The 17836-nt window shown below is 66.2% G+C and carries 15 protein-coding genes and 1 pseudogene; 8 read left to right on the forward strand and 8 right to left on the reverse strand.

Annotated elements, in window-relative coordinates:
- Positions 1-3111, forward strand: coding sequence for an error-prone DNA polymerase (locus tag AC1DCU_RS00180; RefSeq protein ID WP_442252211.1), 3111 nt, complete (start codon positions 1-3; stop codon positions 3109-3111).
- 82 nt (positions 3112-3193) lie between these two features.
- On the forward strand, positions 3194-3700 hold the full coding sequence (locus AC1DCU_RS00185) for a hypothetical protein (RefSeq protein ID WP_025879224.1): 507 nt from the start codon (positions 3194-3196) through the stop codon (positions 3698-3700).
- A gap of 10 nt (positions 3701-3710) precedes the next feature.
- On the opposite strand, the gene ptsJ is transcribed toward AC1DCU_RS00185, so the two are convergent.
- Positions 3711-4994 (reverse strand): MocR-like B6 salvage transcription factor PtsJ, encoded by a 1284-nt coding sequence (gene ptsJ / locus AC1DCU_RS00190; protein WP_442252212.1) that lies wholly within the window; start codon positions 4992-4994, stop codon positions 3711-3713.
- Positions 4995-5069: 75 nt separating this feature from the next.
- Here ptsJ and AC1DCU_RS00195 point away from each other — a divergent pair, with 75 nt between their 5' ends.
- From AC1DCU_RS00195 to AC1DCU_RS00220, 6 genes and pseudogenes are all read left to right on the forward strand, one after another.
- Entirely contained in the window at positions 5070-5843 is a 774-nt protein-coding gene (locus tag AC1DCU_RS00195) for a YggS family pyridoxal phosphate-dependent enzyme (protein WP_032975247.1), read from the forward strand.
- Positions 5840-6553, forward strand: a complete 714-nt coding sequence (locus AC1DCU_RS00200) for a glutamine amidotransferase (protein WP_032975246.1) — start codon at positions 5840-5842, stop codon at positions 6551-6553. The genes AC1DCU_RS00195 and AC1DCU_RS00200 overlap by 4 nt, the downstream gene beginning before the upstream one ends.
- Entirely contained in the window at positions 6538-6762 is a 225-nt protein-coding gene (locus tag AC1DCU_RS00205) for a hypothetical protein (RefSeq protein WP_032975245.1), read from the forward strand. The genes AC1DCU_RS00200 and AC1DCU_RS00205 overlap by 16 nt, the downstream gene beginning before the upstream one ends.
- Positions 6763-6830: 68 nt before the next feature.
- Positions 6831-7358, forward strand: a complete 528-nt coding sequence (locus AC1DCU_RS00210) for a hypothetical protein (RefSeq protein ID WP_032975244.1) — start codon at positions 6831-6833, stop codon at positions 7356-7358.
- Positions 7355-7894, forward strand: a complete 540-nt coding sequence (locus AC1DCU_RS00215; RefSeq protein WP_051584910.1) for a hypothetical protein — start codon at positions 7355-7357, stop codon at positions 7892-7894. The genes AC1DCU_RS00210 and AC1DCU_RS00215 overlap by 4 nt, the downstream gene beginning before the upstream one ends.
- Before the next feature lie 326 nt (positions 7895-8220).
- Positions 8221-8935: pseudogene (locus AC1DCU_RS00220) on the forward strand (energy transducer TonB family protein).
- On the opposite strand, the gene AC1DCU_RS00225 reads toward AC1DCU_RS00220, so the two are convergent.
- From AC1DCU_RS00225 to AC1DCU_RS00255, 7 genes are all read right to left on the reverse strand, one after another.
- Positions 8932-9366 (reverse strand): RidA family protein, encoded by a 435-nt coding sequence (locus AC1DCU_RS00225; protein WP_025879232.1) that lies wholly within the window; start codon positions 9364-9366, stop codon positions 8932-8934. The pseudogene AC1DCU_RS00220 and the gene AC1DCU_RS00225 sit on opposite strands and share 4 nt — an antisense overlap.
- A gap of 108 nt (positions 9367-9474) precedes the next feature.
- On the reverse strand, positions 9475-10377 hold the full coding sequence (locus AC1DCU_RS00230) for a cation diffusion facilitator family transporter (protein ID WP_032975242.1): 903 nt from the start codon (positions 10375-10377) through the stop codon (positions 9475-9477).
- A gap of 28 nt (positions 10378-10405) precedes the next feature.
- Positions 10406-12694, reverse strand: coding sequence for an Orn/Lys/Arg family decarboxylase (locus tag AC1DCU_RS00235; protein WP_032975241.1), 2289 nt, complete (start codon positions 12692-12694; stop codon positions 10406-10408).
- A 20-nt stretch (positions 12695-12714) separates the two neighbouring features.
- Complete coding sequence (adiC, locus tag AC1DCU_RS00240; RefSeq protein WP_025879235.1) at positions 12715-14067, reverse strand: arginine/agmatine antiporter; 1353 nt, start codon at positions 14065-14067, stop codon at positions 12715-12717.
- Positions 14068-14145: 78 nt separating this feature from the next.
- Positions 14146-15588 (reverse strand): DcaP family trimeric outer membrane transporter, encoded by a 1443-nt coding sequence (locus tag AC1DCU_RS00245; RefSeq protein ID WP_032975240.1) that lies wholly within the window; start codon positions 15586-15588, stop codon positions 14146-14148.
- Positions 15589-16108: 520 nt separating this feature from the next.
- Complete coding sequence (gene dsbG, locus AC1DCU_RS00250; RefSeq protein WP_032975238.1) at positions 16109-16951, reverse strand: thiol:disulfide interchange protein DsbG; 843 nt, start codon at positions 16949-16951, stop codon at positions 16109-16111.
- Positions 16952-16981: 30 nt separating this feature from the next.
- Complete coding sequence (locus tag AC1DCU_RS00255) at positions 16982-17785, reverse strand: TlpA family protein disulfide reductase (RefSeq protein ID WP_032975237.1); 804 nt, start codon at positions 17783-17785, stop codon at positions 16982-16984.
- Positions 17786-17836 lie beyond the last annotated feature (51 nt).

Below are 17836 nucleotides of genomic sequence, written 5' to 3' on the forward strand. Positions count from 1 at the left end.
ATGCACACCGATCTGCCCGGATACGCCGAACTGCACTGCCTGTCGGCCTTCAGCTTCCAGCGTGGCGCATCCACCGCCGAGGAACTGTTCGCACGCGCCGCCGGCCAGGGTTACCGCGCGTTGGCCATCACCGACGAATGCTCGTTGGCTGGCATCGTGCGCGCATGGCAGGCGGCGAAGACGCACGGCGTGGCGCTGATCGTCGGTGCCGAATTCCAGGTTGAAGACGGGCCCAAGCTGGCCCTGCTGTGCACCAACCAAGCCGCTTACGCCGGGCTGTGCCAGCTGATCACCACCTGTCGCCGGCGGGCAGCCAAGGGCGGATACCGCTGCCTGCGCGAGGATCTGCAGGGACTGCCCGAGGGCCTGCTGTGCCTGTGGCTGGACCGGCAACCGGCGGCCACCGAACTGGAACTGCTGCGCCGTTGTTTTCCGCAGCGCCTGTGGCTGGCCGTGGAGCTGCACCACGAACACGACGACACGCGCCGGCTGCAGCAGCTGCAGGCCTTCGGCGAGCGCCACCGGTTGCCGCTGGTCGCCAGTGGCGACGTGCACATGCACGTGCGTCGGCGTCGTGCCTTGCAGGACACGCTGACCGCGATCCGCCATCGCTGCAGCGTGGCCGAGGCTGGTTGGCGCCTGTTTGCCAACGGCGAGCGTCATCTGCGCCCGCGCACTGCACTGGCCCAGCTGTATCCGCCCGAACTGCTGGCAGAAACCCTGCGCATCGCCGAACGCTGCCACTTCTCCCTGGACCAGCTGAAATACACCTACCCGCGCGAACTGGTGCCCGAAGGCCACGACCCGGACAGCTGGCTGCGCGTGCTGGTCGAGCGCGGCATTCCTTGGCGTTGGAAAAAGGGCATCGAGCCAGCCCAGCGCAAGCAGATCGAGCACGAACTGGCACTGATCAAGCAGAAGCAGTACGCCTCCTATTTCCTCACCGTGCAGGACATCGTGCGCTTCGCCCGCAGCCAGGACATCCTCTGCCAGGGCCGTGGCTCGGCCGCCAATTCAGCGGTGTGCTTCGTGCTGGGTGTGACCGAGATCGACCCAGCGCGCAGCAACCTGCTGTTCGAGCGCTTCATCTCCGCCGAGCGTGATGAACCACCGGACATCGACATCGACTTCGAACACGAGCGCCGCGAGGAAGTGCTGCAGTACGTGTTCAACCGCTATGGCCGCGAGCGTGCCGCGTTGACGGCGGTGGCGATCAGCTACCGTGGCCGCAGCGCGATCCGCGATGTCGCCCGTGCGCTGGGCCTGCCGATGGACCAGGTCAACGAGCTGGGCGCGGCGATGGACCATTGGGGCGGCAACATTCCGTTGCCGGAAACCCTGCGCGAGCGCGGTTTCGATCCGGAAACACCGTTGATGCGCCGGCTGCTGGCATTGACCGCCGAGCTGATCGATTTTCCGCGCCATCTGTCGCAGCATCCGGGCGGCTTCGTGATTTCCGAGCATCCGCTGTCGACGCTGGTGCCGGTGGAGAACGCGGCGATGGCCGACCGCACCGTCATCCAGTGGGACAAGGACGACCTGGACGCCACCGGCCTGATGAAGGTCGACTGCCTGGCACTGGGCATGCTCACCGCCATCCGCAAATGCCTGGCGATGCTGCAGCAGCACGGCCTGCACGAAGGACGCATGGATGCAATCGAGGACGATGACAAGCCGACCTACGACATGATCTGCGCCGCCGACACCATCGGCGTGTTCCAGATCGAGTCGCGCGCGCAGATGGCGATGCTGCCACGCATGCAGCCGCGTAATTTCTATGACCTGGTGATCGAAGTAGCGATCGTGCGCCCCGGGCCGATCCAGGGCGACATGGTGCATCCCTACCTGGAACGTCGGCGGATCCTGCGCGAACAAGGCCCGGATGCGTTGAATGATCCGGAGAACCCGCTGTATCCAGCGCGACTGGAACGCGTGTTCGCGCGCACTCTGGGCGTGCCCTTGTTCCAGGAGCAGGTGATGCAGCTGGCGGTGGAAGCTGCCGGTTATGAACCCGGCGAAGCCGATGCACTGCGCCGTTCGATGGCCGCCTGGAAGCGTCGTGGCGGCCTGGAACCGCACCGCGAAAAGCTGCTGACGGGCATGTTGAAAAACGGCTTCAGTCTGGAATATGGCGAGCACCTGTTCGAGCAGATCAAGGGCTTCGGCGACTACGGTTTTCCGGAAAGCCACGCGGCCAGCTTCGCCCTGCTCACCTATGCCAGCTGCTGGCTGAAGTGCCACCACCCGGCTGCATTCACCGCCAGCCTGATCAACAGCCAGCCACTGGGCTTCTACAGCCCCGACCAGCTGCTGCAGGATGCACGCCGGCATGGCATCACGGTACTGCCGGTGGACGTGCGCCACAGCGACTGGGATTGCACACTGGACTTCAGCAAGGGCGCGGCGGCAATCCGGCTCGGCCTGCGCCTGGTCGATGGCTGCAGCGAACCGGCCGCGCAGATCATCATGCGTGAACGCGCACGGCGCCCCTTCGACGATGTCGGCGATCTCTGCCAGCGCACCGCACTGGATCGCCGCCAGCAGGGCCTGCTCGCCGATGCTGGCGCCCTGCGCGGTCTCAGCGGCCATCGCCACCGCGCACGCTGGGATATCTCCGGCGTGGAGAACCGCCTGCCGTTGTTCGACCAGGCCCGCGCCACCGCCGAAGCGCGCGTGGCCCTGCCCCTGCCCAGCGCCTGGGAAGACATGCAGGCCGATTACCGCAGCACCGGCACCACCCTCGGCCGCCATCCGATGTCGTTCCTGCGTGCGCAGCTGCGAACCCGTGGCTGCCTGGATGCCGCGCAGCTGGCCAACCATGGTCATGGCCGGCGCGTACGCATCGCCGGCCTGGTACGCATGCGCCAGCGCCCGCAGACCGCCAGCGGCGTCACCTTCCTTACCCTGGAAGATGAAACCGGCATGGTCAACGCCGTGGTCTGGCGACATCTGGCCGACCGCCAGCACCACGTCCTGGTAGATACGCAGCTGATGCAGATCGACGGCCGGCTGGAACGCGTGGATGGCGTGCAGCATGTGATCGTGCAGCGCATGCACTGCCTGGACGAACTGCTGCAGGGACTGCGCAGCCACAGCCGCGACTTCCATTGACGATACACACCGTCACACACCGAACTGGCCACGGCCGACCGGATTCCGCTATCGTCGGCCACGTCCAAGGAAGGAATACACAATGGCTCGTGCCCTGACCCTGACCACCCTGGTGGTCGCCATGCTCGCGTTGCTCGTTTCCGGCTGGACCGCCTGGAACCTGCATCGCAGCCAGTCACCGCACCGCGTGATCGAAGCGCGCGGCCTGATCATCCACGATGCCAGCGGCCAGCCGCGGGTGATCCTCGGCGCCCCGGTTCCCGACCCCCTCAGCCGGGGCCGCCCGCAGGGGCCGCGTGCCACCGCCCTGTCCGGCCTGATCCTGCTCGGCCCCGATGGCTCCGAGCGCGGCGGCTACGGCACCAGCGACCGGGGTGGCGAAGCCCTGCTGACCCTTGACGATGCCACCGGCACCACCGAGGTCTTCAAGGTGGTCGCCAATCCGGACCGCGGTGCCAGCCTGATGGTCAAGCACCAGAACAACACCGGCGCCATGCTGAGTTCCTGGCAGGGCAAGCCGGAGCTGGTGTTCCTCGACGACAGCGGCCAGTCCTACTACGTGCGCCCCGGCGCCAGCGCTGCGCCCTGAGCGCGCACGCTCAGCGCATCACCGCCGCCAGGTCATCGGCCAACCGACGTTGCTGCGGCGGGCCGAGTGCCGCACAGGTGATGCGCAACCCATGCGCCGGTGCAGACACCGCAAAGACTTCACCCCCACGCACATGCCAGCCACGCGCCGCCAGCGCCAGCACCTGCGGCGTGCTGTCGGCCGGCAGGGGCAGCCACAGATTCAAGCCTTCCATCGGCATCGGTGTCGGCAGCCCGCGCGCCTGCAGCAGGGCCTGCAGACCCTGCAGCCGCTGCTGGTAGCGCTCACCGGCGGCAGCCACCTTCGCCCGTTGCTGCGCCGACTCCAACACCGAACTGGCTGCATCCTGCAACAGATGGCTGACCCAGCCGGTGCCCGCCGCCAGCCGCAGACGCAGGCGCGCCGCGGTCTGCTCATCGCAGGCCAGCCAGGCCACGCGCAGGTCCGGGCCCAACGCCTTGGACAACGAACGCAGCAACGCCCACCGCCGACCGTCCATCGGCAACACCGAGTGATAGGCCTGTTGCGAGAGCAGCGCGTAGTGATCGTCGATCAGCACCGCGACCTGCGGATAGCCGGCCAGCAACTGGCGCAGCGCACGTGCACGCTTCGCGTCCAGGCTGGCACCAGTAGGATTGTGTGCGCGCGGGGTCAGCAGCACCGCGCGTGCACCTGCATCCAACGCCTGCCGCAATGATTCCACCTGCATGCCGTGCGCATCCACCGCCACCGGCAGCGGCGCGTGTCCGGCCGCACCGAGGACATTGAGGCTGCCCAGGAAACAGGGATCCTCCACTGCGATGCGGTCCCCCGGCAGCAGCCACGCCGACAACAGACGCTCGATGCCATCGACCGCGCCATGGGTCAGTTCCAGCGCATAGTCCGGCGGGCAATCGGCATCCAGCGAAGCCCGTGCCAGGCGTTGCATGCGTGGATCGACCGTCTCCACTCCATACAGGCGCGAGGCCGCCGCGGCCACCCGCAGGCTAGGCAGGCAGCGCGGATCCGGGTTGCCGCCGGCCAGGTCATGCAGGGCCAGCCCCGGCGCACTGCCCTCGCGCGCCATCGTCGCCGGCAGGCCGCGCACCACCGTGCCGCGACGCCCTGCCGTACTGGCCAGGCCCGCCGCGTCCAGCCGCTTGTAGGCAGCGGCTACGGTATTGCGGTTGACCCCCAGTCGATCGGCCAGATCCCGCACCGGCGGCAGCACGCTGCCGGCCGCCAGATGGCCGCTACCGATGCCCTCGCGGATGCTGTCGAAGATCGCTTCGGCGCTGTTCCCGGTGATTTTCATTTTGTCCTATGCCAAACTATCTCTTGTCCTGTGCCAGTGTATCCCACCCTGGCCACCCCGCACCGGAGGTGCCCCATGTCCCTCGCCCCCGCCGACTGGCCCGTCGCCCAGTCCGTCGAACAGATCGCCGCCAACCTGGCCACCGTGCGCCAGCGCATCGCCAGCGCCTGTGCCCGCGCCGGTCGTGATCCGGCCAGCGTGCGCCTGCTGCCGGTCAGCAAGACCGTCGATGAAGCACGCATCCGCATGGCCGTAGCCGCCGGTTGCCACCAGCTGGGGGAAAACAAGGTGCAGGAGGCGCAGCGCAAGGCCGAGGCCATGGCCGACCTTGGCGTGCATTGGTCAGTCATCGGCCACCTGCAGACCAACAAGGCCCGCTACGTCGCACGCTTCGCCAGCGAGTTCCAGGCGCTGGACAGCCTGCGCGTGGCCGAGGCGCTGCAGCAGCGGCTGCTGCTGGAGGACCGCACGCTGGATGTGTTCGTACAGGTCAACACCTCGGCAGAGCCCAGCAAATACGGCCTGGAGCCGGCGGCGGTGGCCGACTTCGTGCAGCAGCTGCCCGCCTTCGACCGCCTGCGCGTGCGTGGCCTGATGACCCTCGCCATCTTCACCCCCGAGGTGGAACGCGTACGCGCCTGCTTCGTGCGCCTGCGCGAGCTGCGCGACCAGCTTCAGCAGACGGCGCCGGCAGGCCTGGACCTGTCGCAGCTGTCGATGGGCATGTCCGGTGATTTTGAAGTCGCCATCGAGGAAGGTGCCACCGTCGTCCGCGTTGGCCAGGCGATCTTCGGTGCACGCTCCACGCCCGACAGCTTCTACTGGCCCACCCCGGGAGCACCGGCATGAAGCGCGCCGTTGCCCTGCAGCACGTGGCCTTTGAAGATCTTGGCACCCTGCATCCGCTGCTGCTCGCGCAGGGATGGCAGGTACATACACTGCAAGCCGGCGTGGATGCACTCGATGCAGCCGAAGATGCCGATCTGCTGGTGGTGCTGGGTGGCCCGATCAGCGTCAACAATGGAGCGGCCTACCCGTTCCTCGCCGACAGCATCGCGTTGCTGCAGCGTCGCCTGCAGCAACAGCGGCCGACGCTGGGCATCTGCCTGGGCGCCCAGTTGATGGCGCGCGCACTGCATGCTGTCGTTGCCCCCACCGGCGGCAAGGAAATTGGTTTTGCACCGCTGCTGCTCACCGATGAAGGCCAGCGCTCGCCTTTGCAGGCATTACAGGGCATCCCGGTGCTGCACTGGCATGGTGAAGCCTTCGAACTGCCGGAGGGCGCACGCCGCCTCGCCAGTACGCCCGCCTGTCGCCACCAAGCCTTCGCCATCGGCCACCATGCACTCGCGTTGCAATGCCATCCCGAACTGGATGCGCGCCAGTTCGAGCGCTGGCTGATCGGCCATGCGCTGGAACTGGCCGCGGCCGGTATCGATCCCGTCGACCTGCGCACGCAGGCCCGCCGCTACGGCGGGCCTCTCGCCGCCGCGGCGACCGCAATGTTCCATCAGTGGCTGCACGACCTGCCGGAGACCCGCCAATGCACTACCGCCTGACCATCCAGCACAACGGCATCCATTGGGGCCATGTCGACTGCGACGGTCCCAACGCGCTGCAACGCATTGATGCCATCGCCGCACGCCTGCCCGCTGCCGAAGGCTTCACCCTGCAACGGCAGAAGGGCATCGGTGAGGAGCGCATCCTCTCCAGCACCGCCGATGGCCTGCGCGTGCTGGCCGCGCAGATCCAGTACCGCGATCTCTGACCATCGCGCCAGGAGCCGGCCAGCGGCCGGCACTACCCGGCTACCCACTCCCATGCGAAGCTTCACGCATGTTGAAACTGTCACGCGGCACCATCGACGGCCTGCGCATTGCCCCACGCTGGCCCGCGTCACAGGTCATCGTCGAGGCCGAGGTTCTGCAGCGCCTGCTCGACGCGCAGGCCCTGCTGCCGTCCACGCTTCGTCTGCTGGTCACCCGCGGCTTCGAATGCAGCCAGGGACAGCTGGGCGGCTTCCGGCGCGTGGTCCGGCGGCTGGGCATCGCCGTGTTCCGCTGCTGCTATCGGCATCGCCATGATGAGATCGACGCCATCTTCGGCGCCAATGGCCACGATCTGGACGGGCGTCATGTGGATGTCTCGCTGGTCCTGCACGGCCAGCGCCTGCGCCTGCTTCCGCTGGGCGTGTTCACTCCACTGCGCTGGCAGCAGCAGCGCGTCAGCCGCCATGCCGACGCCGTTGCAGCGGCCAAGGATGCACTGCAGCGATGCGACTTCGATCTGCACCCCAACGCCACGGAGAGCCTGCAGATCCACTGCGACTATCGCGGCATCACGCTGGCGGAACCGTCGCGTTGATCGACGTTCCCCGCGTGTTGCAGGCAACCTGCACCGACCTTCAGCAACGGCTGGGCCGGATCGACAACCTGTCGGGCAATGGCGAACGAAGCCTCATCATCGAAGGCGAACTGCTGCGGTTCCCTTATCGTATCTACGCCGACGCCACGGACCTGTTCCGGCTCGCATCCCAACTGCAGGGTGATACGCGCGCCCTTTGCCTCTGCCTGCTCTCGCGTCACTGCGACGGACATGTACGGCAACGTGCGATCGAGAAGCTGGGGCCCTCGCCGATGCCCTGGGTGCATGCCTTCCAGCTGGCCTTGCTGGGGGAGTACGTGGACGAGGTCGCGTCGGCCGTGGCGATCACGGCGCAACAGACCGGCCTGCAGCGCTATGCCGCGCTCATTGGCGAGAACCGCGCATTCTTCGACCTCTGCCGACAGCGCGCTGCCAGTTACTGGAATGCCTACTACCGCGCCCGCTACCCCAGCCTGCGCATGTTCCCCGCGCACCGCCTGCTGCTGCAGATGGAACGCGCCGCGCGCTCGCCATAGCCCGCTCTACGCGTGCCAGCGCACGCCCGCGTGGCACTACCGCAGGACGGGCGCACACAAACACAGATGCAAATGATTCTTCTTTACTGTAACGTGACGCCGCTGCCCTTGCCGCCGCGGGCTGTTCCCTTCCCCAGCCGTCGCCCGCCCCGTGCCCATGCCTGTCGAATCGACGGATGTCGCGCAGCTGTGCGCAGCCCGCTACCGGCCGCTGCACGCCCACGTCCGTCGCAAACTCATCCAACACAGCTTTGCCTCAGGTGCTGATGCGGTCACTGGCCCTCTGCTCGCTGCCGACGTCGCCGACCCGTCCGGGGTAGTCAGCGATGAGTGAGCGTCGGCAGCACTGGCAAGCGGTGACGATCAGCATCGGGCTGCACCTGCTGCCGTTGCTGCTGTTCGTCCACTGGATGTCCACCCCGCCGCTGCAGCCGCCGCCGGAACAGGACGTGCGCATCAGCCTGCGCCTGCTGGCGCCAGCCACGCCGCCGCAGCCGGTGGAAGAACTGCAGTCCGAACGCTTCAGCCAGGCCCAGCAATCGCGGGCAGCCGAGGCGCGGAAAACACCCCCACCACCGCGGGCCACGGCGGCACCCGAGGGCAACCTCGCCGCCAGCGAGAAGAATGGCGACGGCCACCAGCCCTTGCCCGTGGCCCCACCTGCGGCCGCGACCGATGCCCGTTCCGCACCGGCATCGATCACGGCCGCACCGCCCGCTCCGGACGCACCACCGGCGGACTTCCAGGCCGGCGCCGCCAGCGACCAGTGGGAAGCCCGCCTGATGGCGCGGCTGGAGCGTTACCGCTATTACCCCGCCGCAGCGAGGTCGCGGCGCCAGCAGGGCACCGCATGGGTCAGGGCCAGCATCGACCGCGACGGCCACCTGCGGGCATTGCGCCTGGAACAGTCCAGTGGACAGCCGATGCTGGATGAAAGCGCGCTGCAGACATTCCGCCGCGCCCAGCCTCTGCCCCGGATTCCAGAAGAACTGCCAGCTCCGCAGGAACTGGTGGGTGCCGGTGGAGTACTACCTGCGCTAAGCGCTGTAGGCCTCTGCCTCGATCTCGAACAGCATTCCGTCCAACGCCAGCCGCGGCACCGGAATCAACGTGCAGGTCGGCGCTGCGCGATTGGCCCAACGTCGCCGCACCTGGCGGGCGATGATGCCCAGGCGATCCTCGTCGTGGTCGACCACCAGGATCCGCAGTCGTGCAACATCGGCCAGATCCGCATGCGCCGACCGCAGCGCGGTCTGCAGATTGTCCAGTGCCTGCGACACCTGCTCCTCGAAGCTCGGCGACAGGCTTCCCTGGTCGTCCTCGCCTCCCTGTCCGGCGATATGGATCACACGCGCTGGCAGTCGCACCACCGCCACATGCGAATATCCGTTGGCACTGGGATCGTGCAGGCCGGGCGGATCGAACAGATCCAGCAGGCCATGGCTGAAGTCCGGGGTGGTCAGCAGGTTCATACCGCATGCCTTGTGGGGAATGCGATGCAGTCTGCGACCTCAACTGCTGTTGAGGTCAAACCAATTGCATGCAACAGAGCGGTCCAACGCACGCAACGATCGGAAGGATCAGGTCCACGCCGGATCCGCGGTGAAATCGATCGTCAGCCAGAACGTGCTGCTTCGCGCGTCCAACCGCACTGCAATCTCATCGCGCATCGCATCCACCTCACCCACCGTGCCCAGCGGCGTAGACGGCGACGTCAGGATGTGGATCTCGATGAAGCGCATCCGCCCCATCTTCGCTACATGGCTGGTGAAGCCGGCATAGCCATGCTCGGCCACGAATGCCTGCATCACCTGCTGCACGCGCTCGTCCAGGTCATCGGGCGCCACCTGCAACACTTCACGCATGGCTTTCCACGCACTGCGCGCCGGCACCGGCAACACCGCCAGGCTGATCAGCGCCAGTACGATCGAATCCAGATAGGGCACCCAGTAGTGCCACTGGCCACCATGCAGCACCAGCGCCAATACGAAGGCCAGCACCACCGCCAGGCTCATCAAGCCCCCCAGCAACCAGCCGCGCACATCCAGCCACAGCAATGCCGACTGCAGCCTGCGGGCCCGCTGGGCCACGAACGCGGCCATGCCCAGGTTGCTGGCACTCAGCAGCGCCGCCCACCACAGCGCCGGTCCGAACTTCACTTCGTGCCCGCCGGTGGTCAAGCCGATCACCGCGTTGGCCAGCGCATACACGCAGGCCAGCGACAGGATCACCCCGCCCAGCGCCTCGACCATCGGCTCCAGGTGCCAATAGCCGTACTGGAAGCGCGGGCTGTGCTCCCGCGCCACCAGCCGCAGCACCGACAACGACACCAGGGTCAGGGCTACGTCGACCAGGCTGTAGATGCCGTCGAACAGGATGGCCTGCGATCCCACCAGCAGGCCACCGATGAAGCCGACCGCACTGACCGCCACGGTGACCCCGATCGAGAACTTCAGGATGCGTTGCTCGCGCGCGGTATCCATCGTCCGCCGAAGGGCCGACCGTACCGGCTCAGGCCTTCAGCACCTCCACCTTGTAGGACGGCACGTCGCCATCGCGCTCGATGATAAGGCCATGGACGTCCGACTCGAAGCCCGGGAAGCGCGCGTTCTGCTCGCGGGCGATGCGCAGCGACTGGATGATCGGTTCGTCGTGGTCGCCGAAGCGCTCGCCCGGCATGATCGTGGGGATGCCCGGCGGATACGGCACCAGCATCGTTGCAGCGATGCGGCCGCTGATCTGCTCGATGTCGACCCGCTCGATCTCGCCCTTCACCAGGTGGTTGTAGGCATCGGCCGGGGTCATCACCGGCGTCGGCAGGTCCACGTACATCTCACGCATCACCTTGGCCACCGCGAACTCCTGGTTGAACGCATGCAATGCGTCGCACAGGTCACGCAGGCCCCAGCCGGCATAGGCATGGGGATAATCGGCGGCCAGCGACGGCAGCGCCTGGGTCAGCGGCGCGTTGCGGTCGTACAGCTCCTTGAACGCCATCAGCTCGGTAACCAGCGTGCTCCACTTGCCCTTGGTGATGCCCATCGAGAACAGGAACAGCACCGAATACAGGTTGGTCTTCTCCACGGTGATGCCGCGGCCCCACAGGAACTTGCTCAGCACCGCAGCCGGGATGCCCAGCTTGCCCATGCTGCCGTCCATCGACAGCCCCGGCGTCAACAGGGTCACCTTGATCGGATCGATCAGCACATAGTCATCGACCAGGTTCTCGAACCCGTGCCAATGCGCATCGGGCTGCAGGTACCACTCCTCGCGCTTGGCGACCAGCGGTGCCGGTGTATCGCCCTTGTCCAGGCTGCGCTCGACCTTTGTCGGTTGCCACACGCTGAACCACCAGTCATCGCGGCCCAGATCGTCGCGTACGTGCAGCATCGCCCTGCGGAAGGCGATCGCCTCGTCATGCATTTCCTGCACCAGCGAACGCCCCGCATCCCCTTCCATCATCTTCGAGGCAACATCACACGCCGCGATCACGCCGTAATGCGGGCTGGTCGAGGTATGCATCATGAACGATTCATTGAAGCGTTCGGCGTCCAGGTCGCGGCTGGCCGAATTACGCACGTGGATCATCGAGGCCTGCGAGAACGCGGCCAACAGCTTGTGCGTGGAATGAGTGGTGAAGATGATCGCGTCCTGCTCGCGCGGCTTGCCCTTGGCCATGCCGTAGTGGTTCTCGTAGAACGGATGGAACGCGGCATAGGCGTACCAGGCCTCATCGAAATGCAGGAAGTCGACCGCGCTGCCGATCTCCTCGGCGATTTTCTCGGCGTTGTAGCACAGGCCGTCGTAGGTCGAGTTGGTCACCACCGCGATACGCGGCTTGGAACCGGCCTGGTAGGCCTGGCTGGCCAGCGGATTGGCCGCGATGCTCTGCTGCAGGGCTTCCGGGGTGAACTGGTCCAGGCTGATCGGGCCGATGATGCCGTGCGCATTGCGGCTGGGCGTGAAATACACCGGCACCGCGCCGGTCATGATCAGCGAATGCAGCAGCGACTTGTGGCAGTTGCGGTCGACGAACACCACGTCGCCGCGGGCCACGGTGCCATGCCACACGATCTTGTTGGCCGTCGACGTACCGTTGGTGACGAAGAAGGTGTGGTCGGCGCCGAAGTTGCGCGCGGCCTCGTCCTCGGCCTCCTTGATCGGGCCGGTGTGATCCAGCAGCGAGCCCAGCTCCGGCACCGAAATCGACAGATCGCTGCGCAGCGTGTTCTCACCATAGAACTGGTGGAAGGCCCGCCCGACCGGTGACTTGGTGAAAGCCACGCCGCCGGCATGGCCCGGCGTATGCCAGGAATAGTTCGACTCGGCCGCGTGGTGGATCAGCGCCTTGAAGAACGGCGGCAGCAGGTTCTGCATGTAGTCTTCGGCCGCACGCATCACCTGCCGCGAGATGAAGCTCTTGGTGTCTTCGAACAGGAAGATGAAGCCGTGGATGTACTTGAGCAGCTTGCTCGGCACCTTCTCGATGGTACGGCGCTCGCCATACAGGAACACCGGCAGGTTGGCCCGGCGCGCACTCTGCTCGCGCAGGAAGGCGGTCAGGCGCTGGAACTCGCCATCGACCTCCTCGCTGCCGTCGATCGAGATCAGCACCGCCGAAGCGGCCACATAGGTACGGGCGCCGGCACGGGCATCGTCCAGGTTCAGGCCGCACAGCACGCGCTGGTCATTGCTGCGCAGCTCTTCCACCAGCGCACGGATGAGGATGCCGCCGATGCGCGGCGAGTCGTAGTCACCGTCAATGACGATGACCGGATAATCCAGGGACTTGAAATACACGTTGATTCTCCTTGTCTAACTCAGGAACGCTGGGCGCCGGACGAAATTGCCGCCGCCTCGCGGGAACGCTGCCGCTGTTGGCGACGCTCCTCGCTGAAGAAGGGATAGAACACGGTGATGAACAGCACGAACAGGAAGGCGTACTGCACGATCGTTCCCGACGAGCCGTAGATCGCCCACAGGCAGTACACGACCGTCAGGCTGGTCAGGGTCCAGAACGCACCGGTGTGCACCAGCGTGTGCGACCGCTCCACCACGAAGTAGCAGGCCACGCACGAATAGATGTACGGCAGCAGCGTCAGCACGACCGCCGCCGAAGTGATCACGTCGAACTGGGCCGAGGCCGTCTTCGAGGTGGAGGTCACCAGCACCGCCAGGGTCATCAGCACGGCCACGATCAGCACGCCCTTGACCGGCACGTCGTCCTTGTTGGTCTTGCTGAAGATGCTCGGGAACAGGCCATCATCGGAGGCCGCCTTGGCGCTCTGCGCGGTCAGCAGGATCCAGCCGCCCAGCGAGCCGGCGGCGCCGATGAAGGCGCACAGGCTGACCAGCGCACCACCCCAGCCCCCGACGGCCTTGGCCGCCGCCAGCGCGAACGGCGCGTCAGACACCTGCAGCTCGCCATTGGGCACCATGCCCATGATCACCGACGAGCTGGCGATGTAGGCGATGGCGGCCAGGAACACACCGGCCAGGGTGGCGCGGGCCACGTTCTTCTCCGGGTTTTCAACCACGCCGGCCGTGACCGAGGCCGACTCGACGCCGATGAAGGCCCACAGGGTCAGTGCCGCAGCACTGGAGATCGCACCGAAGTTCGACTCGCCGGAGACGTTGTAGGCCCCCTTGAAGATATCGGCATCGAAGAAGAACCAGCCGAAGATGGCGATACCCAGGATCGGCACCAGCGCGAAGCTGGTGGTGACCGTCTGCACGCGGCTGACGAACGCCGGTCCGATCATGTTGGCAAAGCTCAGCGCCCACACCAGGATCAGCACCGCGATGCAGCGCACCAGCGGCTCGGACAGGATCGGGAAGAAGTAGCTGAAGTAGCCCACCGCCGCGATGGGAATGGCAACGTTGCCGATCCAGTTGGCGAACCAGTAGATGGTGTTGGTCTGGAAGCCCATGTAGGGACCGAACCAATCGCGTGCATACGCATACGGGCCACCCGCTTTGGGCGCCAGCTTGCCGAGCTTGGCGAACACGAAGGCCAGCAGCAGCGCACCGGCCGTGGTGATCAGCCACCCCCATATCGAGGCGGTACCGATCTTGGCCAGGCTGGAGGGCAGCAGGAACACCCCTGAGCCCATCATGTTGCCGGCGACGAGGAAGGTGGCTCCGACCACCCCGATTTTCTTTGCTTCTGCCATGACAATCTCCTGTACCTGGCATGGGCCCGGTGAACCCGGGCGTGGGGAATGGCTACGCTGGCGTGCTGCCGCTGGCGCTTACTTGATGAAGTTGTATTGCAGGCTGCCCTGCACCCGGACCGTGTCGCCGCGTGCTCCGCTCTGCTGCTGCAGGCGGCCGTACAGCAGTTCCATGCCCATCGTCCACGACGGTGCCGGGCTCCAGATCAGGTTGAACACGCCATAGCGGCTTTGCCGGAATGCATCGGTCGGCAGCGCCGCATTGCGCTCTAGGGTCAGCTGACCGTAGATCAGGTTCGAGCGCCACAGATCAGACCAGTAGTGGGTATAGCCGACGAAGCCACCGTGCAGGTCCAGCGCATCGATGCGTCCATCGGCACCTACCACGGCGTCAAGACCGGAACCGGTGAGATCGGCGGTATAGCGGCTCAGGCCGCGGCCGCCCAGCGCGCCGAACAGCAACAGATCGCGCTCCCCCACCGAGGCCGAGCCACTGAGCTGCGCGCCACCGGCAAAGACGCGGTCACGGCGGGCATCGCCGTCGTAGGCAAGATTGCGCGCCACGACGCCCAGTTGCAGGTGGCCCCAGTCACGCTCCATGCGCGCGATGGCACTCACATCCGGCAATCGATTGACCGCCGCCATCGCATCGCTGGCACCGGCCAGCTCAGTGTCCGGATCTTCGGCGGCCAGGGTCAGGGTGTTGCCCTTGCCCAGTGCAAAGCTGTGATGGATGCCGGCCACCAGCAGGTAACCGGCGCCGCCGGGTCCGGCAAAATCCAGCGTGTCGGGCAGGCTGTCCGGGTCCATGAAGCTGGAGTACCCGTAACCCGCGTACGTGTTGCCAAGCTGGCCATAGGCATGGCGCAGGCGGAACTGATAGCCATCGCTGCTGCCGAAGAAGTCATTCTCCAGATAGAAGCGCAGGTTGCCATGGGTGGTCGGCCGCCGCGCCTCGAAACTGAAACGCGTCTGCTTGGCGTGGATGTTGAAGTTCGAAACATCGCGATGGCTGCCGCCCACCGGCATCGACGAGGGAATGAACTGATCCTCGTCCCCTGCGCCGCGCGAATCCGCAATCGCATCGAGCTTGGCATAGCCACCGATGCGGATCACGGTGTCGGTGCCGGGAATGGCGAAGAAGCCTTTCAGGTCCGGATCGGTCGGGCCGGCGGCGCTGTCCGGGCGCGAGGCCGCCGTTGACGGATCGGCCACCGATTCACGCTGGGGCAGCACGGTCGGCGACACGCCGGGAACCTGGGTCGGGTGCAGGATGCCGCTGGCGGTTGACACCGTCGTGGTCGCCTGCGACGCAGCGGGCGTCGGCGTCGGCAGTACAACGGGAGCCGCAGCCGCACGCTCTTCGCGTCGTTCAAGCTGGTCCAGACGCTGCTGCATGCCCTGCAGCGTCTGCCGCATCGCGTCGATCTCCCGACGCAATGCCTGCGCATCATCCTGTGCGTGCAACGGCATCGCTGCCATCGCCGTCAGGCACCCCATACTCAGTACCGCCAAGCGCATTGCATCCTCCCCGGACTGGAACTTCCGCCGCGCGGCCGAGCAGCGCGCGTGCGCCGCCCCGACCTCAACGAGCCGTTGCTGGAAATGCGGGTACTGCGTCGACGACCGTCGCCAGCCTGCGCGATGCAGGCAACAGGGCGATGACATTGCCCCACCTGCCCGGACAGCGCCGGAGTCGCTTCCACTGCGGCAGCGCTGCCGAAGGGGTGGCGACCGCAGGGGTCTGGGTAACAAGCGCTGGGTGAGAATGTCGTGAATGGCATTGCGCGCACGCCCTCTCGAGGGCATGACCTGTGCGGCATCCATAGCGCAGTGACGCTGTATTCCATGCGCCAAGGCTAGTTCGACTGTCGTTTTTGGCCTTGATTGGGATCAAAGCGAAATGCTTGATGTCAGTCACGATTCAGACGTGACATCTGTTCGTGACGTGCGCAGCCCTCTTCGCCGGGACTGTCGCAGAAAGCAACAGGCCCACATGTCGCCATGTGGGCCTGTCACTCGGTTCAGCAGCCCGGGGGCCTCAGCGTGGGCCGAGTACCGCCTGCAGATCGTTGCCCTGCGGAAGGCCGGCACGTCGCTGCACCTGGCCCTGCGCATCCTGGAACAGGATGCCGGGCGTGCCCTGGAAGCCCATCTCCACCATCAGCACCTGGTTGGCATCCAGTTTGGCTGCGATGTCCCGGCTGATGCTAGGCAGCGGCTTGATGCCACCGCGATCGAACTGATGCTCGTTCTCCAGCAGTGCCGCACTGGGATCGCGCGCGGCCATGATCGCCGCCGCCTTGGCCGGACTGTCTTCGCGGATCACGCCGACCATGATGTGGCGCAACTGCACCTTTCCTGCGTCCACCCAGGGCCGTGCCGCCTCCCAGAACTTGTGGCAGTAAGGACAGTTGGCATCACTGAAGGTGTACACCACGCGCGGCGCATCGGCCTTGCCATCGCGTACCCAGGCACTGGCCTCCAGCTTGCTCCACATCTTGGCCGACATCGGCGCGGCAACCAGCTTCTCCAGCGTCTCGGCTGCAACTTCGTTGCCCTCGGCGTCGAACAGGCTACCCACCAGCACATGCTTGCCATCGGCGGTCACGTAAGCCGCCGCCGGCTGCTGGCCACCAACCATGCCGGCAAAGCCGCGCAGGCCGCCCGGCGCGTCGAATTCGGAGACCACCTCGAAGCCATGCTTCTCGATGCCCTTCAGGACAGCTGGCAACTCACCCTTCCTGGCGGCTGCCGTTGCCGAAGCCGTTGCCGGTGCAGCGGCACCCTTGCCCGGTGGGGTCTGTGCCTGGCTGCAGGCAGCCAGCGCCAGCATGGCCGGCAGCATCAGCGTATGCGCGATGCGCGGGGAAATCGACAACATGGAAACTCCGTAGTGGGATGCCAGCGCAGGCTACCGCAGCCGGCGCAGTTTGTGTTCAAGACCGGCCTGGGTCAGTTCGCCGAGATGCAGTTCCTGCAACCGCCCCTGCGCGTCGAAGAAGAGCGTGGAGGGGAAAGCCCGGACGTCCAGCGAGGTAGAGGCAGCCGATGACTCATCCAGCAGGACGTTGCCCAGCGAGATGTGTTCAGCGGCTAGAAAGGTCTGGACCTCGGCAAGGGTCTCGCCCTGGTTGAGGAAGACGAACTGGATATCGGCATGCTTCTGCTGGGCCGTCGCCAGTACCGGCATCTCCCGGCGACACGGGCCGCACCAGCTGGCCCACAGGTTCAGCACGAGCGGCCTGCCGTGAAACTGCTGCAGGTCAATCGCCCTGCCCTGCAGGTCGACTACCTGCAGTGTCGGCAGCGGCATCTGCTTTGCCTGCCAGTACGCGAGCCCCTGGCTTGCACCGCCCCACAGCAGCAGTCCGGCCAGCGCACCTGCCAGCACCGGCGCCCTCAACGCGCGATGCCTGCGCAGTCGCCACAGCGCCCAGGCAAATCCAGCGCCGATCACAACGGGCAGGTGATACCCACCATCGGCAATCTGCAGCACGCTCCAGGGAGCTTCACGATAAAGGCTGAAATGCGCGGCAACAAAGGACAGCCGGCCACACAGCAGGCCAACCAGCAGCATGTCCAGCACCATCCCGGCTGCAGGTGGCCGAGCCTGGCCAGGCTCAGCACGCGACCAGAACCGCGCAATGGCCATCGCCAGCAACAGGAAGATCAGGATCAACACCACCGGCATCGGCACCGGCCCAACACTCGACATCAGCTCACCCGCTCTCGCCTGCACAGACCCGCATGGTCAAAGCGTCGTGCC

The organism is Stenotrophomonas sp. 10L48 (genome assembly GCF_056395105.1).

What these genes read in the sequence shown, in the direction of transcription:
- AC1DCU_RS00185 (WP_025879224.1), top strand. Translation starts at nt 3,194, where the DNA reads ATGGCTCGTGCCCTGACCCTGACCACCCTGGTGGTCGCCATGCTCGCG.
- ptsJ (WP_442252212.1), bottom strand. Translation starts at nt 4,994, where the DNA reads ATGAAAATCACCGGGAACAGCGCCGAAGCGATCTTCGACAGCATCCGC.
- AC1DCU_RS00230 (WP_032975242.1), bottom strand. Translation starts at nt 10,377, where the DNA reads ATGGATACCGCGCGCGAGCAACGCATCCTGAAGTTCTCGATCGGGGTC.
- AC1DCU_RS00205 (WP_032975245.1), top strand. Translation starts at nt 6,538, where the DNA reads ATGCACTACCGCCTGACCATCCAGCACAACGGCATCCATTGGGGCCAT.
- AC1DCU_RS00180 (WP_442252211.1), top strand. Translation starts at nt 1, where the DNA reads ATGCACACCGATCTGCCCGGATACGCCGAACTGCACTGCCTGTCGGCC.
- adiC (WP_025879235.1), bottom strand. Translation starts at nt 14,067, where the DNA reads ATGGCAGAAGCAAAGAAAATCGGGGTGGTCGGAGCCACCTTCCTCGTC.
- AC1DCU_RS00255 (WP_032975237.1), bottom strand. Translation starts at nt 17,785, where the DNA reads ATGTCGAGTGTTGGGCCGGTGCCGATGCCGGTGGTGTTGATCCTGATC.
- AC1DCU_RS00200 (WP_032975246.1), top strand. Translation starts at nt 5,840, where the DNA reads ATGAAGCGCGCCGTTGCCCTGCAGCACGTGGCCTTTGAAGATCTTGGC.
- AC1DCU_RS00225 (WP_025879232.1), bottom strand. Translation starts at nt 9,366, where the DNA reads ATGAACCTGCTGACCACCCCGGACTTCAGCCATGGCCTGCTGGATCTG.
- AC1DCU_RS00245 (WP_032975240.1), bottom strand. Translation starts at nt 15,588, where the DNA reads ATGCGCTTGGCGGTACTGAGTATGGGGTGCCTGACGGCGATGGCAGCG.
- AC1DCU_RS00195 (WP_032975247.1), top strand. Translation starts at nt 5,070, where the DNA reads ATGTCCCTCGCCCCCGCCGACTGGCCCGTCGCCCAGTCCGTCGAACAG.
- dsbG (WP_032975238.1), bottom strand. Translation starts at nt 16,951, where the DNA reads ATGTTGTCGATTTCCCCGCGCATCGCGCATACGCTGATGCTGCCGGCC.
- AC1DCU_RS00210 (WP_032975244.1), top strand. Translation starts at nt 6,831, where the DNA reads ATGTTGAAACTGTCACGCGGCACCATCGACGGCCTGCGCATTGCCCCA.